Genomic DNA, 13,981 nt, shown 5'->3' on the forward strand with positions numbered 1-13,981 from the left:
TTAATCCGCCAAATTCGGCGACAAAAAACCGATCACCTTTGTTGCCAGCGCCATCAGGTCGGGTAAATCCATCATGACGACATCTGATTCGGTGAGTGATGGGCTGGTCATACGCGGCAGCACTTTAATCAGGGCATCCACTTCAGAGCGCGCAACGTCGGCCAGGCTGACACCGCGCAGGGTTCCGGCGTTGGGCTTCATCAGGGTGATTTTTTCGATGACCTGATCGCCGCGTTTAATGGGGTTTTCCAGGGTGACGATGTTTTCTTTGCTCATGAGTTTCTCGCTGTTTACGGATTCGGGGTTAACCGGCCAGGCGTGCTGGCCGGGGAAAAATTACAGGCCGATATTGCGGCGGTGCTGGTCGAGTCGGTCGACGCCGTTCACCTTCTCAATCATGTTGAGGACGTCGATTTCTACCAGCTCTTTACCGTTCATGGTCAGCTTGTAGTACGAGCAGACCAGCGATAATTTGCTGCTGGTATCCTCGCCCTGTTTGCTCTCGCCGTTATCGACTTCCTTCACCTTGAAACGGGTCTCAACTTCCACCGCCACGGTTTCGCCGGTATCGTCCCGCTGGTAAGAGCCTGCATAGCGCAGTAGCGTCCCGGTACCGACGGCACCATAAAGCGACCAGATCGCATCATCAGGGAAGCCGCCGAGGGAAATCTCCATCGCCAGCGCGTCATCGTCGAGGCCGAAATCGACCGGGGCCGAGCCTGACATCCCGCCGCCCCGGTAGTTTTCCAGCTTACGGGTCAGCTTTGGCAGGGTGACGGACTCGATAACGCCGAGATAGCTGACGCCATCTAAAAACGTGTTCAGGTATTTGAGCTTGCGCGGCATTGCCATTGGTCAGGGCTCCTTAATTGCTGTTAACCGATGACACCAGATTCGCCAGGTATTTATCGGTAATGCGCTGGCGTAGCGTCAGGTTTTCGAGAGGGGGAACCGGCGTATAGTCGTAATCGATATACAGTTTCCCGGCTTTGAGGGTCGCCGCGTCGTTGGCCGATTCATCAAACCAGCAGGTCGCATCGACGATATAGCCCGCCGTTTTCATCTCGCGGAATTTCGCATTGATACCCGCAACGATGTCCCGAATCAGAGTGGCGGTGATGGGCTTATCGACCGCCCACATGTGACCAGCGGCCATTGTGTCAGCGATAACCTGCGCGGTGCGGGTGTAGTTCTCAAACAGGAACAGGGGGTCATCTGAACAGCAGCGGTTACCCCAAAATCGAAACCCGTCTTTGCGAATCAGCGTGGTGACGCCAGCCTCGTTAAGCAGGTCGGCATCGGTGCCGGATTCCTGCAAATCCCAGAAGACCGACGCGCTGATGCCGGTGACGCCATTCACGCCAACGTTTGACAGGGTTTTATGCCAGCCGGTGTCCTGGTCGATTTTGGCGCGCAGGCCCAGCGCGCGGGCAGTCGCCCAGGCGGTTTCGGTCGCGTTCGCCGTGGTATCCCATGCCAGAAAATCGGGCCAGATAACCATCAGCTCACGCTGGCTGAAATTCTCGCGATAGAGCATCGCCTCGGAAATGTTCTGGCAATCCCAGGCGCTGACGTAGCCAAAGGCGCGCAGCTTCTGGCAAATCGGCGCGAGCGCGGTCGCAACCTCAAGGGAATCGAGACCTGGCACGCCGAGGATGCGCGGTTTTACGCCGGTGACGGCCTCCGCCGTGAGCAGCGCTTTCAGCCCGGTGTAATTGCCGCTTTCGTCGGTGCCGCCGATGATGTTGGAAATAGTCTGCGCTTCGGCATCATCGCCGGTACCTTCGGCAACGCGCACAACGACAATGACCGGTTTCGACTGGTCGGCGATTGCCTGGAGGGATGCGGCCAGGGTGCCTTTTGTACCCGCTTTCGCAATGGCGCTTTGCACGCTGGTAATCAGTACGGGCTTATTGAGTGGGAAGGTGGCGGCATCGGCATCGCTGGCCGTACAGACCATGCCGATAATCGCTGTTGATACGGTGGAAATGACGCGGGTGCCGTCGTTAATCTCGACAACCTGGACGCCGTGATGAAAATCGCTCATCCGTTTAACTCCGTGGTTAAGGGTGAGCATTATTTTCAATCGTGGGGGAAGGGGTGACGAGTCATCCCCGCTGTAACAGGGACAGTACAACAGGAATGACCGTCACAGGTCAGGCAACGCGGCTCCAGCACATCAGCATGGTGTGGGCTTCCACCACGCTGAACGATTTACCTTCGCCGAGGTTGGCGGTTTTGCCGCTTGTCGTGTGTTTGTGCGCCGGTACCGTGACTTCGTGGTCGTGCTCTCCGGCGTCATCGGTCACGCCCAGCTCTTTCGGGTTAAAGAGCTGCCGCACATCGCCGCCAATCTCCCAGGGGTCATCCTTACCGGCCACGCCACCATGATTGTGTTCACCGTTTTTCGTGGTTGTCAGCTTTTGCTCTATCTGCTCGCTGGTTTCACCGCTCACATCAATCTGAACGGCGGGCAGGTTGGCCTGCTGGAGCGTGACGGTATCGCTGCCGCCGGTCACGCCTACGTTTGAGCCATCGGATTTTGCTACCCTAATCGTTTTATTTTCGCCGGTGTATACCCATTGCGACCATGGCCAGCGCTCATTAGGGTTAATATTCTGATTAAAAAATCGCGTGGTGCCGACTGGATTATCCAGCTCCCAGGCATCGCTTACCGCCGTTTTGACGGCTTCGGCAATAATCTGCTTAATGTTCGTATCGAGGTCGCCTAACACCTCATCGGTATAATCTTTTGCCTCATTTTTTGCGCGTTCCACCTCATCCACGCTGGCAATCATCACTGTCGGGTCAGTCATTAACTGCACATCGGCGGTATTACTGACCGCTATCCACAGATTGATTGCCTGCAACCGGCCCGCGCCCTCCGCAAGCATCGGTTTATAAGAGGGCGGCAGGTTCGCTACTGCCAGACAGTCGCCTGCATCATCGTATAATCCGGCTTCCCGCAACCAGAACCCGCCGACCTGCGGCTGCATGACCATTTCAGCACGGATCACATTTGCGGCCTGGTCAGCGATGACCAGCCGGTTTAATGATGCGCGGTACAGCTCGTTAATCAGCGAGTCCTGCGCGGAGAATGGCACAGCAGATTGCCCGCCACCATCCCCCACGCCCATCATGGTAAACCCGACCTGTTCACCAGTGATAGCCGCAGCCGCCAGTTTGTCGCGGCCTTTTTCGGTCAGAATGGCCTGATATACTTTTTCCATACTCTCCCCCTGGCTTAAACGACTGGCAGACCGATCGCGCGGGTAATCGCACCGGCAATCGCGTAACCGCCGGTATTCGGGTCAGGGTGAAGCCCGTCGCCAATCATCCACGGTCTCGCTGAACCGGCTGCATAATCCTCATGCCTTTCACCAAATGATGCCTGCATATTTAAAAACGCCACATCCCTGTCATCACGTGCGATTTTGTACATCACCTCCGCGTAAGTGGTCATGGGAATACTGTTTCCGCCGTCGCGGTTATTTTCCGCCGGACAAATCAGCAAAATATCAGCCGTGGGGCGAACTGAACGGACGTTATCAATCATCGTCAGAATGTTATCCCTGAACGTCGATGCAGACAGCTTCGCCCCCTGGTCATTCGTACCCAGCATGATGGTAACCAGATCCGCCCCAAGACTTTCAAATGCCGCAAGCCAGCGTGCATCCATCGCCGTCACCCAGTGACGGGAGTTCGAACCGCTACCGCCCATTTTGTGGATAAGCACACCCGATGCGGTTTTATTGAGGATGTTGACGCCGTAAAGCGTTACCGGCGCGGTGATGACCGTATACGTCACAGTACCGTTTCCGGTAATCGGAAGCGCGAGCGGAAAAATCTGCATCCCGGCCGGATAGGTCGAAAGGTCAATTGTGACCGGCTCTCCCCCCGTAGCCTGATACTGAATCACACCTGAACCACCCTCCGCGAACAGGAACGAATCAAATCCCTGCGAAAAATCCTGGCTATATGAAATCGTCGCGCCGCTGGCCGCTGCCGTCACTGACGAAATATCCGGGCCGTGGCCGGTGTTATAAGCGCAGGTGAAGCCGCTGCGGTTGACCTTCGTCCCGATAACATCAGTGTTATCGCCGTTAGGGTCAAAACCAAACGAGCGCCAGCCGTACCCGATGGGTGGCACTATGGCGGCCGTGCCTGCATTGTTGAAATAGCGCCATAATATCTGCGCCACTTTCAGCACATAACGCGCTGACGTTCTGGTGTAGCTATCGCCCAGCATCGCCACGACCAGCCGAACCGCCTGGGCGAAGGTCATTTTAGTCATTCGCATACGGGTTTCACGCAGTCGCTCCATCCCGTAAACGTCCGGGACAATCACCGTTTCCGGCTCCGGCTGGCTTCCTCCACCGGCTACCGGCGTGCCATCGGGCATAGCGGAAAGTAGCGAATATGCAAACGGTTCGTAAGCCGTCGATACATCACCTTCCTCCATCTGGAACGTGTCACTAAATGCCACGCTGACTGTTACGCGGACAAAATAACAATCGGCGTCCGGCGTAATTGATTTAATATTCTGACTGGAATCCGCCACCGCTCTGATAAACGCTTTATTCTTTGCATACAGCGCGACAAATCTGGCCCCCGGATTTAATGCGTAGGTTTCACCCGGGGTCACAGGAATATAATCAGAATAGTCATAACGCTCATCCGGCTCACGAATGACCCCGCCTTCATCGATATACCCTGATTTTCGCGTGTATCTGTTGTAAATATTTTTACCGGATACCAGCAGGCCATGCTGCACAAAATTAATATCCAGCCCATCCGCAAGCACCATTTCACCCGGAATACGTACCGGCGTGCCGTCGCTGGCTTTCGGTGCCATCACATGAACGTAATCAGCTTGTTGAGTCAGCTGGTCTCCCTCGGCCAGAAACAGTGACGCCGCGCTGGTCTGAGCTACCGTGACACGCACATATTCCGCCCCGGCGGGTGGGGTGAAATCAGTCACCCGGACAACCGTCGATATAAATTTCTTTTCCGCGTCGGAAAACTCCACAAATCGCAGCTGAAGATTTGATTTATATTTTACGCCTGTCTTTACAGGGATATATTCGGAATAGACATACGCCGTCCCGGATGAACCCTGTACCGGGTACAATGAACCGTACTCGTTTATATATCCCGTGCTGACCGTGTTTTTATTAAACAGATTAGTGCCCGCACCGAAAATCACCGGATTATCATTCCGGGGCTCGGGGGCATACTGCACCTTCCGGCCTGCATAATCCTCCGGGGATGCCAGGCAAAACGGTTCAAATTCCGTTGCAACAGTGCCACGCTCTACCATCGTCGCCGTGACAACCGCTTTAGGCACTTCAACGCGTAAAAATGCGGCATTTTCCGGGATGATAAATACGCCAATGGGTTTGGCCAAATAGGATTCATCATACTGCCTGCTGATGAATACACCGCTTTTGTCATACCATGTTGCTGCTTTCCACTGCTGATTAATACAAAGGTTTTCTCCTGGCGTAACGGCGATATACGCAGAAACAGACATGGTGTAATCACCATCGGTGAAAATCGTCCCGATGGATGACAGATGTACACCATCCATCACACCCGCCGGGTCAAACAGGTTTTTACCTGGCGCAAAGTCCAGCGCCTCAATCACGTTCATTCTGGCAGTCTGAACATTCGGCGGCAGCACCATCTGATAACGTTCGTAAGGAAGCACCCCGGCACCAAACGACAGCTGAAAAGTATCAATCAAGGGGAGCGAAACGGACAGGCGCACCAACGCGGCGTTAGCGGGTACAGTAAACGAATACACTTTAATAATATCGCTGAGATAATTGTAATTTTCATCGTAAAACGTAACGATTCGAATACGCTTATCTGAGCTGTATACACCACCGGTTTTTACACTAATATAATCTGAATAACAGTAATCCGGGTTAATCCGCGGCTCGCCAGTTCCTTCAAATAAATAATACCCGGCTGTTACCGCGTCTTTATTAAAAAGATTCTTGCCTGGCAGGTAGACATTTGTTTTTCGGATATCACTACCCAGCTGATTAATCGTTGACATACCCGGTACACGGTCAACCACTTCAGCTACACCATTGGCATTCAGGTAATACGTTATCGGATATTTACTGTCATCACGGCGCACCATGAAATACTGACCGGCGCGCGTTAGTGACAGCCCGGTAATCTCGCCGGTCGGGTCGGTTTCATTCGGCACTACAAACGGAATAATAGCCGAGGCATCCGGCAGGGATTTGCCAGTAGCGACAGGGACGCCGTTCACATTTCGGTATTCATCTACCCACGCCAGCCCGTTCTGGCTCCTTACAGAAAATAGCGCGCCTTCCTGGATGACACCCTGCTGAATGGCAGCCTTTGCCGCATCTTCAGACCAGTACGGCGACTCACCTGATTTAATTACATCCATACTGTCCATCAGATAACGGGTTCGGTTTGCCAGTTGTTTAGCCTGAATATTTGCGGAGCCTGTCAGACCACCTTCCACTTTTTCAGCACGCGATAACAGGTGAATGCTGCCTTCCCATACCGATTGTTCAATGATGTTTGTCATTTTTACTCACCTGAAAAATAATAATTACCGCTAAATTGCGCCATGCCGTCGTAAATAATTCCGTCATCTGGTTTATAATCCGGCGGATAAACCGCGATTACCTCACCATCAACCAACGCAGAACCCGTGTAAGCCGTCCCTCGTACAGATGCCGAGAGTGTCAGCTGTGATATATGGCGGCTGACCGGTTTTGCATCACCGATAATCCGCTCCAGCTCTTTAATCATTGGCTCAGTGATGCCAATATCATTGAGGTCAATCTCAAGGCGGAATGTCCCGGCAGGGTCGGCCACCTCCCACCACTCCTGGAGCGTCATGCTGTAGCCCAGCGTTTCAATCACCCGGCGAACGGCGGCAACGGTGCCTTTGCGTTGGTGGATCCAGAAAGCATCACTTACCGCCTGGCGTTTCTCTGTTTCCGACCAGGTTTCTTCCCAGCGGTCGACAGAAAACGCCCACGCCAGATACGGCAGAAATTTGACGGGGCATCGCCAGGGGTTCCACAAATCACGCAGCGGGACAGATAAATCGCTGATGACGGCGCACGCTGCGGCGGCTCGCTGCTCAAGCACCGACGACCCGGTCGCCATCAGCGAGTTACTCATCGGAGCCCCCGATCACGACACTGGTTTCGGTGCAGTACGCGGCCTGGGTTTTATCGAGCACGACGTCGGCCAGTGGCTCGCGCAGTTCGACGCGCTGGACACCCTGAACATGCAGAGCGGCATAGATTGCAGACATACGAATATCCCGACCGAGGCGGCGCTGTTCGGTGATATAGGCGGTTAACTGCGCTTTGGCAGCGGCAAGAATCGGCTCCGTCGCCGGGCCGGGGTATACGTACAACACCGCATCGACCGCATAACTGACAATTTCAGCGGAGACGACTGTCAGGCGGTCACCGACCGGTCGCACACTCTCATCATTCAGCGCGGTACTGACGGCCAGCAATAAATCATCCGATGCCGTGCCATCACCCTCACGCGACAGCACCGCGATGGTGACCTCTGCCGGGGCCGGGCTGTTCGCCGAAGCATCCGCGACACGTCCGTCGGCGCTCAGGGCGTGAAATTCATAGGCACCCGTTGGCCCGGCAACACTCATGCCCTCAAATGCGGCCGGGATGCGCTGGCGTAAATCGCTGTCGGATTCCATGACCGCCACCACCGGCGGGATTTGGATATCATCTGCGGGGGTAATAACCAGGCGCTCAACGTTATTATTTGCCGCGAGCTGGTCAAGGTCGTTTTTGATGGCATAGGCCACCATTCCGGCTTTTGCCGCCTCGTTGATACGCTGGCGTAAAATCACCTCCCGATAAGCATTCTCTTCCAGATATTTAACCAGTGGGTCTGACTCCAGCGTCAGCGTCCTGGCGATCGCTTCCTGCTCGTCTTCCGGGTACAGTGAAATCAGCGTCGCTTTGCGCTCGGCGAGGATGGCTTCAAAATCCAGCGTTTCCACCACATCAGGCGCGGGGAGCTGGCTCAGGTCGATAACTGCCATAGGTTCAACTCACAGGGATGGTTAAGGAAAGGCTCTCGCCGGTATCGGTGATTTGGCCGGTCACATCGACGACCATCTGCCCGTTAAACTGCCGCTCGGTGGTGATGCTGGTCAGCCTGACGCGCGGTTCCCACTTCAGGATCGCCATGTAGCACGCGGCCATAATTTGCAGCTCAAGCGCCGGGGTCTGAGGCTGGTCAATCATCTGCGACAACAGCGAGCCGTATTCACGACGCATGACGCGGGAGCCGACGGGCGTGCGCAGAATATCCCCGATGCTCTGGCTGATATGGTCAACATCTGAAATGCTTTCACCTGTCGTGCGGTTCATGCCGAGATAACGCGCCGTCATTTGGTTCCCTCCGTCCATTCATCGCCGCGCCTGATGCCGCCGTGGCCGTGCTCATCCACCTGAACACCGTTGGAAGTGAAAGCGCCGCCGCTGTGCTCGATATCACCTGACATCTTTCCGCCGTTCTTCACCTCCAGCGTGCCGGTCGTCAGCTTGTTGGTGCAGACCACCTCCGGCGTATCGAGGGTGACGCGGGTCTCGGCTTTTACCAGCACCACCGGCACGCTGACGGCAACCGAATCGGATGCGGTCACATCGGCGGTTTTAATGCCGGTGACGGTCAGCGCGCCGGTTTCCGGCTCATAACTCATAACGGCACCGTCGGGAAACTCACCGTGCCAGGCATCCGCCGAGGCCGACGGCGCGGGGTTGTCGTCGGAATAAATACCCGGCAGCACAAAGGCGGTATCGAGTTCACCGCCTACGGCCAGAATCATCACCTGCTCACCAACAGAGGGAGCCCACCAGGTGCGCGAGCGCCCGGCCCGGTGCGTCAGCCACTGGAGCCAGTCGGTATAAATGCCGCCTGTCTGCACGCGACAGCGCCCGGCGTCGAGGTCAGTTTCGACGACGATGCCGGTGCGTATCATGTTGCGTATCGCGCGGGCGAGTTCCTGGATAGATGCGAGAGTATTCATAGGAGAAAGGATGCCGCCGGGGTGTTCCGGCGGCAATCTGCGGGCGTTTTGCCTTGGCTGGCACAACGTTAACCGGCGAGGTAGTCGATAATGACGCTTTCCACAAGCTGCCGGTCATCTTCGGTAAATCCCATGAGCTGGCGCTGTGGGTACTCGACGGCGGCGCTTTTGGGGGATGGTTTATCCTTGAGCCCGAGCTGATGTACGCGGGCGATGCGCTGCACTTTCCCGGTAAATTCCACCACCGCCGCGCTGTCGCCACCGCTCGCTTTCATATAGCGGTTGGTTCGCAGTTTCGCGAACATCTCGCGCTTAATACGGCCTTTCTTTGCCCTGACGGGCTGGCGCTTACGCGGGGCAAAGGGCGAACCGTCCGGCGCTTTCTGCGATTTAATGCGCTGTTGTTGCCGCTGGCGCAGTTTCTTCGCAATGTCGGCGGTCATCCGACGTCGCCCGGCAGGGGAAAGGGCCGCTATCAATCCGGCGAGCTTGTCCTCAAAGGGTTTGAAGTCATTCATCCCATTTACTCACCAGTTCGCCATTACTCCACATCTCGACAGGCGGCGTCACCGGTTCCGGCGGTGGCGGCTCCGGGATGTTCTCAACATACATCGCGCCGTCGACTTCTTCGACCAGCGTGCGCTCGGTCAGCAACAGGCTGATGCTGACATCGAGGCTGCTGTCGTTATTGATGTCAGCGTACCAGGCAAATCCTTTTTTTCTCCCCTCGTCGGTTGTCATGATGTCCGGCTGATTGACCCGTAGCCAGGCCATAATCGGCACAAACAACAGGTCAATATCGTCGGTAAAATCCGTGACCACGATATTAAGCGTGTACCGCTTTTCAAACGACAGGGAGCGCGCCAGCGTCGCCGTATTGTTGCCATCATCCAGGCGAAGACAAAGCATATCGGGGTTGGTACGCAGTACCGGCACCGCATCAGTTAAGGCTTTTCGCAGACTGTTGGGCTTTAGCATCGATTTCATCCTGACATTGTCTCACCGTATCGACCTGGATTGCGCAGCTTGTCAGCGCGTTTTCGAGCTGGCGTATATCCGCACTCAGGTCGCCATTAGTCAGCGGGTCGCTGCCCGGCATCGGGCAGGGGCTGACCTTCGGGCAGGCGTTGTAAACAATCACCGGCGGCGGCGTTGGTACAGGCGGCGCGCTGGTGCAACCGGCGCACAGCATCAGGTAAATCAGCGCGATACCAGCGGCGAAACGCGTCATTTTCATTGAGTAACCTCGTGATGGTTTGTTCACGCCGGAAGGCCAGCAGGTTAGCGGCGGTGAGCTTATCCCTCATTGCAACCTGCGCCAGCTCTTTGCGCTGCGACTGCTCTGCGGCAACGTTGAGCTGATTTTTCAGCATGGCGATCGTGGTCTTCTGCGTACCGGCGACCCGGTTCGCACGTTCAAAAGAGGCGCGCAAATTGCTGTTATCGTGTCGCATCCACAGCAGACCCGCGCAAGCCAGTGCCAGCAGGATAATGACTATTTTCATGCGGATACCCCTCCGGCCTTGCGCCACACTGCGACCAGTTTGTCGAGGCTGTGCTCACGCTGACCATACCCCGCGCCCGGCAATGAGGCCCATATGTTGCGACAACGGGAAATAGCGCGCTCGATGCGCCCCTGCTGCAAATCTTCCAGCGCGCCGCGCTCACGAATCAGCTGAATGGCGAGCCTGTCCTGTGATGCCGGGCTGAAATCCGGCAAAGCGAGCTGCTTTTTGTAATGCGGCCAGAACAGATAAAGCTGCTGGTAACGCCCCGATGCCGTGGATTTTTCCCCGCGACGATTGAAGACCTTCGCCGGGCGTCCATCGGCAAACGGGTGATCGCGATAGTCGGTAAAAATCTCCGGCTTGCCATCGAGGCCGGTGACAATGACGTCGTACCCGTTGTTTTTCGTCAGCGGGTGCGTCGCGGTACCCTCTGAAAATGCCAGCGTGTCGAGGAATGCCGCGACGTTGGGGTGTGTCTTAATGACCGCCATCGTTTTCCCCTTTTTTAATCCTGCGCTGAATCGCAATTTCCACCGCCTGATAACCGGCGATACCCAGCATGGAGCCAAATCCGCACACGGCAGCGGGCGGCAGGTCAGGAAACTGCACCAGTGCCACCCCGGCTACCATCGAGACAAAGCCGCCCAACAGCATACGGCCAATAAAAAGCCGGGCGGTGATGGGCTCGCCACCGGCCAGCACTTTCCCGACGACAATCAGCACGCCGATCAAAAACAGTGACAGGACGCTTTTTTCACCTTCCGTCATGTGTTTACTCCCACAGATTAATTGTTTCAGTTACGGGGGATGACTGGACGTCGGGCAGTTCGACCACCGTGCCATGTGGCAGAACTGCGCCGAGCTCGGCCAACCCCGGATTGGCGGCGAGCACCGACTCGAATACCCCCTCAGTGCGCCCGTAATACCGGGCGCAAATCATGTCGAGCGTGTCGCCCTGTTGCGCGATGGCCTGCATCAGATTTGGCTCACGATGCAGCGGGGTTTGTCCTGGACGCGTGATACGGCCCAGCGCATGTCCCGCCACAGCTCGTCGACAGTGGTATCGATGCTGTCGGCTTTCTTGTCGCCTTTGGCGCTGGCATCCACACCGCGATAACGCTCATAGAGCGTGGCGGTCGCCATTGAGGTGACGGCGCGCAGGTAATAGAAAACGCGCACGCTTTCGCCGTCGAGATCGTCAGCCGGCACGTCGGCCAGCTTGCTAAAACCCCCGGCAATCTGCTGTTCCCGCCACAAAAAAAGCTCGGCATTGGTTTCGGCGATGCCGGTTTTGATGGCCTCTCGCAGCCGGGCCGGGGCGACGGTCTGCTCAAGGCGCATCCCTTCACGCACGCGTTTCGGGTCGATGTCAGGAAAGAAAAACGTATTTTTTATCACCGGCTCATCGCTGGCAGGCGGCGGGATGACCACCACGCCACCCGGCTGCGGCTCATCGTTCTTTTTAATAATCAGCGTCGTCATGACTACCTCTGAATAGGTGGGCGGTGGACGCCGGTCTCAGGTCGGGTAAAACACCCTCATCGACCGGCGTGCCGCCCTGGCGCGGGGCGCATTCTGTTAACCGACGGTCTTTTTCGGGCGGCCACGTTTAGCCGGTGCCGTGGTTTTCACGGCGCGCGGCGCTCTTACCGGGGCTTTAACGACCGTTGCCGGTTTGGGCTTCAGCTCACGCTCAAGCCGTTCAATGTCTTTTTTGACGCCTGCCTGACAATCGAGCTGCATCGCTCGCTTGAGGTGGGCCAGCGCGTCGGCGGGCTGTTTGTTGTCCCGTAACACCTGACCGGTGATTTTGTGCAGTTTTGCGCGCACTTCATCAGGCATATCGGCGGCGGCGGTCAGCGCCAGCGTGTCGAGCAGCTGGCTGATGACGACCGGTTCACCGGCGGCATGGGCGCGCATGGCGGCGAGCGCCACCTCTTCGGTAAACATGTACTGCGGCGGGCGGCGGTGTTTGCCTGGCATGGTCAGACCGTACTTAAACGCGTAGCGGGCAATATCCATCGCGCCGCCGATATCGCCGACATCGAGACGCCACAGCATGACGGTCATCACGATGTCATCCTGCGCACCTTTTCCCTGTTCCAGCACGCCACTGACCCACGGCAGATAGAACGGCAGCAGCTCGCGCTTTTTCGTGGCTTTCAGCTCTTTACCAAAGATGGCTTTTAACGTGCGTTGGTCTGCGGCCAGCTTAACCAGCATCTGCTCGTAGGCAGTGGCATGTCGCAGCGGGTTGTTTTCCCGCTGCGCGGTTTCAATGGCCGAGACCCGCATCATGTGACGCTGTGCGGGGCTCGTCATCGGTTAGCCCTCCGGTTGCGCGGCAGAGAAATCGCCCAGCTTGATATTTTCAATGAAGCACCCGGCGGCGTAGGTTTCGACCACGTAATCGATGTTCATCGATTCGTAGTTTTCCACCTGGTCGAGTTTCGGGTTTTCGATGATGGAGCGGCGGTGACTTTCATCCATGAAATAGATGGACAGGTTATCGAGACGCGTCACCATAATCGCGTTCGCCGGGAAGTACGGCACACGGACGGCGGGCAGGTTGCCGATGCGTTTCTGGCTGATGATGATGTCAGCCGCGAGCGCTTCGCTGTTCGGCTGGTCTTTGTTGACGATCGGGAAATATTTGTCGGCCAGCAGCTTACGGCCCACAATTGCGACGAGCTCCGAATCTTCCTGATAAATCTCGTCAATCAGGTTGTCGGTGGCATCCATGACCAGCGCATCGAGGTTAACGTAATCGCCGTTTTTACCCACGCGGATAACAGCGGAAACCACATTCCCTTCCTCGTCGACGATTTTGCTCATCACACGGGTCGGCGCTTCATTGCGGTATTTCTGCGGCCAGCCCACGGCGACATCCTGCAACATTGGATGAGTGGCGCGGTCAGAGGTTTCGGCGCGCTCAACGCCGTTGAACCCGGCCATGATGAAATCGAGCGCCTGCCGCTGGATGATGGCATCGCGAATACGGCGCTGGAAGTCCTGGAAGCGCGCCCACAAATCCAGCTTTTTATATTTGAAGTGGAAGTCAAAGTTGACCTGATCGCACTCGTATTTTTTGGACTCCAGCGCGGTAAAGTCGGCGGTTTTACGCTCCTGGCCGCTGTTGGTGTCCGTGGTGCTGGCGATGGTGCCATTGACGCCGACGCCAATTTTTTCACCTTTCAGCTCATCCACCGGCACGATATTAATTTTCTGCAAAAAGGCAGAGGACATCTGCACGGTGTTCATCATGGTTTGTGTGACGGACGGCTCGACGGAGAATTTTTTACTCACGTCGTCCGGGTCGATGCCGTTCAGCTCGGCAACGCGGGACAGGTAGGCATTGAATTTAAAACGGGTTTCCTGACGCATAGTCTTTCCTGTTGGGTTA

19 protein-coding genes are annotated in these 13,981 nt (G+C 56.2%); all 19 read right to left on the reverse strand.

Going from position 1 to position 13,981, the window contains the following annotated elements; genetic code table 11:
• Positions 1 to 276: a phage tail assembly protein gene (locus BHE81_RS15565; RefSeq protein ID WP_047934997.1), complete on the reverse strand. Its 276-nt coding sequence runs from the start codon at positions 274 to 276 to the stop codon at positions 1 to 3.
• Between the two features lie 60 nt (positions 277 to 336).
• Positions 337 to 852, reverse strand: coding sequence for a phage major tail tube protein (locus BHE81_RS15570; protein ID WP_032697532.1), 516 nt, complete (start codon positions 850 to 852; stop codon positions 337 to 339).
• Between the two features lie 13 nt (positions 853 to 865).
• Positions 866 to 2,047, reverse strand: coding sequence for a phage tail sheath protein (locus BHE81_RS15575; RefSeq protein WP_020316736.1), 1,182 nt, complete (start codon positions 2,045 to 2,047; stop codon positions 866 to 868).
• Between the two features lie 109 nt (positions 2,048 to 2,156).
• Complete coding sequence (locus tag BHE81_RS15580; protein WP_110246535.1) at positions 2,157 to 3,230, reverse strand: phage tail protein; 1,074 nt, start codon at positions 3,228 to 3,230, stop codon at positions 2,157 to 2,159.
• A 14-nt stretch (positions 3,231 to 3,244) separates the two neighbouring features.
• Positions 3,245 to 6,574 carry an SGNH/GDSL hydrolase family protein gene (locus BHE81_RS15585; RefSeq protein ID WP_149888810.1) on the reverse strand — a complete coding sequence of 1,110 codons (3,330 nt, stop codon included), beginning with the start codon at positions 6,572 to 6,574 and terminating at the stop codon, positions 3,245 to 3,247.
• A 2-nt stretch (positions 6,575 to 6,576) separates the two neighbouring features.
• Positions 6,577 to 7,164, reverse strand: a complete 588-nt coding sequence (locus BHE81_RS15590) for a phage tail protein I (protein ID WP_172622148.1) — start codon at positions 7,162 to 7,164, stop codon at positions 6,577 to 6,579.
• A gap of 7 nt (positions 7,165 to 7,171) precedes the next feature.
• Positions 7,172 to 8,080 carry a baseplate assembly protein gene (locus BHE81_RS15595; RefSeq protein ID WP_110246538.1) on the reverse strand — a complete coding sequence of 303 codons (909 nt, stop codon included), beginning with the start codon at positions 8,078 to 8,080 and terminating at the stop codon, positions 7,172 to 7,174.
• 4 nt (positions 8,081 to 8,084) lie between these two features.
• Positions 8,085 to 8,432, reverse strand: coding sequence for a GPW/gp25 family protein (locus tag BHE81_RS15600; RefSeq protein WP_023327805.1), 348 nt, complete (start codon positions 8,430 to 8,432; stop codon positions 8,085 to 8,087).
• Positions 8,429 to 9,022 carry a phage baseplate assembly protein V gene (locus BHE81_RS15605; protein WP_258316346.1) on the reverse strand — a complete coding sequence of 198 codons (594 nt, stop codon included), beginning with the start codon at positions 9,020 to 9,022 and terminating at the stop codon, positions 8,429 to 8,431. Before BHE81_RS15605 ends, BHE81_RS15600 begins: the two co-directional genes overlap by 4 nt.
• Before the next feature lie 116 nt (positions 9,023 to 9,138).
• Positions 9,139 to 9,588 (reverse strand): phage virion morphogenesis protein, encoded by a 450-nt coding sequence (locus BHE81_RS15610; RefSeq protein ID WP_110246540.1) that lies wholly within the window; start codon positions 9,586 to 9,588, stop codon positions 9,139 to 9,141.
• A complete protein-coding gene (locus BHE81_RS15615; RefSeq protein ID WP_110246541.1) occupies positions 9,581 to 10,048 on the reverse strand; it encodes a phage tail protein in 468 nt (155 codons plus the stop codon). The genes BHE81_RS15610 and BHE81_RS15615 overlap by 8 nt, the downstream gene beginning before the upstream one ends.
• Complete coding sequence (gene lysC / locus BHE81_RS28805; protein ID WP_142484729.1) at positions 10,011 to 10,262, reverse strand: Rz1-like lysis system protein LysC; 252 nt, start codon at positions 10,260 to 10,262, stop codon at positions 10,011 to 10,013. The genes BHE81_RS15615 and lysC overlap by 38 nt, the downstream gene beginning before the upstream one ends.
• A complete protein-coding gene (lysB, locus tag BHE81_RS15625; protein ID WP_110246542.1) occupies positions 10,144 to 10,575 on the reverse strand; it encodes an Rz-like lysis system protein LysB in 432 nt (143 codons plus the stop codon). The genes lysC and lysB overlap by 119 nt, the downstream gene beginning before the upstream one ends.
• A complete protein-coding gene (locus BHE81_RS15630) occupies positions 10,572 to 11,069 on the reverse strand; it encodes a glycoside hydrolase family protein (protein WP_110246543.1) in 498 nt (165 codons plus the stop codon). The genes lysB and BHE81_RS15630 overlap by 4 nt, the downstream gene beginning before the upstream one ends.
• Positions 11,056 to 11,346: a phage holin family protein gene (locus tag BHE81_RS15635; RefSeq protein ID WP_049157366.1), complete on the reverse strand. Its 291-nt coding sequence runs from the start codon at positions 11,344 to 11,346 to the stop codon at positions 11,056 to 11,058. Before BHE81_RS15635 ends, BHE81_RS15630 begins: the two co-directional genes overlap by 14 nt.
• Positions 11,347 to 11,350: 4 nt before the next feature.
• Positions 11,351 to 11,554 carry a tail protein X gene (locus tag BHE81_RS15640; protein WP_004175163.1) on the reverse strand — a complete coding sequence of 68 codons (204 nt, stop codon included), beginning with the start codon at positions 11,552 to 11,554 and terminating at the stop codon, positions 11,351 to 11,353.
• Positions 11,554 to 12,060, reverse strand: coding sequence for a head completion/stabilization protein (locus BHE81_RS15645; RefSeq protein WP_009309691.1), 507 nt, complete (start codon positions 12,058 to 12,060; stop codon positions 11,554 to 11,556). The genes BHE81_RS15640 and BHE81_RS15645 overlap by 1 nt, the downstream gene beginning before the upstream one ends.
• A gap of 96 nt (positions 12,061 to 12,156) precedes the next feature.
• Entirely contained in the window at positions 12,157 to 12,900 is a 744-nt protein-coding gene (locus BHE81_RS15650; RefSeq protein WP_101987951.1) for a terminase endonuclease subunit, read from the reverse strand.
• Positions 12,901 to 12,903: 3 nt separating this feature from the next.
• Complete coding sequence (locus tag BHE81_RS15655) at positions 12,904 to 13,962, reverse strand: phage major capsid protein, P2 family (RefSeq protein ID WP_064184060.1); 1,059 nt, start codon at positions 13,960 to 13,962, stop codon at positions 12,904 to 12,906.
• Positions 13,963 to 13,981: the final 19 nt, after the last annotated feature.

The sequence above is a fragment of the Klebsiella sp. AqSCr genome (genome assembly GCF_008452795.1).
Lineage (GTDB): Bacteria > Pseudomonadota > Gammaproteobacteria > Enterobacterales > Enterobacteriaceae > Klebsiella > Klebsiella pneumoniae.

Coding starts and splice junctions, on each gene's coding strand:
- BHE81_RS15600 (WP_023327805.1), bottom strand. CDS start 8,432: ATGACGGCGCGTTATCTCGGCATGAACCGCACGACAGGTGAAAGCATT.
- BHE81_RS15575 (WP_020316736.1), bottom strand. CDS start 2,047: ATGAGCGATTTTCATCACGGCGTCCAGGTTGTCGAGATTAACGACGGC.
- BHE81_RS15565 (WP_047934997.1), bottom strand. CDS start 276: ATGAGCAAAGAAAACATCGTCACCCTGGAAAACCCCATTAAACGCGGC.
- BHE81_RS15595 (WP_110246538.1), bottom strand. CDS start 8,080: ATGGCAGTTATCGACCTGAGCCAGCTCCCCGCGCCTGATGTGGTGGAA.
- lysB (WP_110246542.1), bottom strand. CDS start 10,575: ATGAAAATAGTCATTATCCTGCTGGCACTGGCTTGCGCGGGTCTGCTG.
- BHE81_RS15585 (WP_149888810.1), bottom strand. CDS start 6,574: ATGACAAACATCATTGAACAATCGGTATGGGAAGGCAGCATTCACCTG.
- BHE81_RS15605 (WP_258316346.1), bottom strand. CDS start 9,022: ATGATACGCACCGGCATCGTCGTCGAAACTGACCTCGACGCCGGGCGC.
- lysC (WP_142484729.1), bottom strand. CDS start 10,262: ATGCTGTGCGCCGGTTGCACCAGCGCGCCGCCTGTACCAACGCCGCCG.
- BHE81_RS15615 (WP_110246541.1), bottom strand. CDS start 10,048: ATGCTAAAGCCCAACAGTCTGCGAAAAGCCTTAACTGATGCGGTGCCG.
- BHE81_RS15655 (WP_064184060.1), bottom strand. CDS start 13,962: ATGCGTCAGGAAACCCGTTTTAAATTCAATGCCTACCTGTCCCGCGTT.
- BHE81_RS15610 (WP_110246540.1), bottom strand. CDS start 9,588: ATGAATGACTTCAAACCCTTTGAGGACAAGCTCGCCGGATTGATAGCG.
- BHE81_RS15640 (WP_004175163.1), bottom strand. CDS start 11,554: ATGCAGGCCATCGCGCAACAGGGCGACACGCTCGACATGATTTGCGCC.
- BHE81_RS15580 (WP_110246535.1), bottom strand. CDS start 3,230: ATGGAAAAAGTATATCAGGCCATTCTGACCGAAAAAGGCCGCGACAAA.
- BHE81_RS15645 (WP_009309691.1), bottom strand. CDS start 12,060: ATGACGACGCTGATTATTAAAAAGAACGATGAGCCGCAGCCGGGTGGC.
- BHE81_RS15650 (WP_101987951.1), bottom strand. CDS start 12,900: ATGACGAGCCCCGCACAGCGTCACATGATGCGGGTCTCGGCCATTGAA.
- BHE81_RS15570 (WP_032697532.1), bottom strand. CDS start 852: ATGGCAATGCCGCGCAAGCTCAAATACCTGAACACGTTTTTAGATGGC.
- BHE81_RS15630 (WP_110246543.1), bottom strand. CDS start 11,069: ATGGCGGTCATTAAGACACACCCCAACGTCGCGGCATTCCTCGACACG.
- BHE81_RS15590 (WP_172622148.1), bottom strand. CDS start 7,164: ATGGCGACCGGGTCGTCGGTGCTTGAGCAGCGAGCCGCCGCAGCGTGC.
- BHE81_RS15635 (WP_049157366.1), bottom strand. CDS start 11,346: ATGACGGAAGGTGAAAAAAGCGTCCTGTCACTGTTTTTGATCGGCGTG.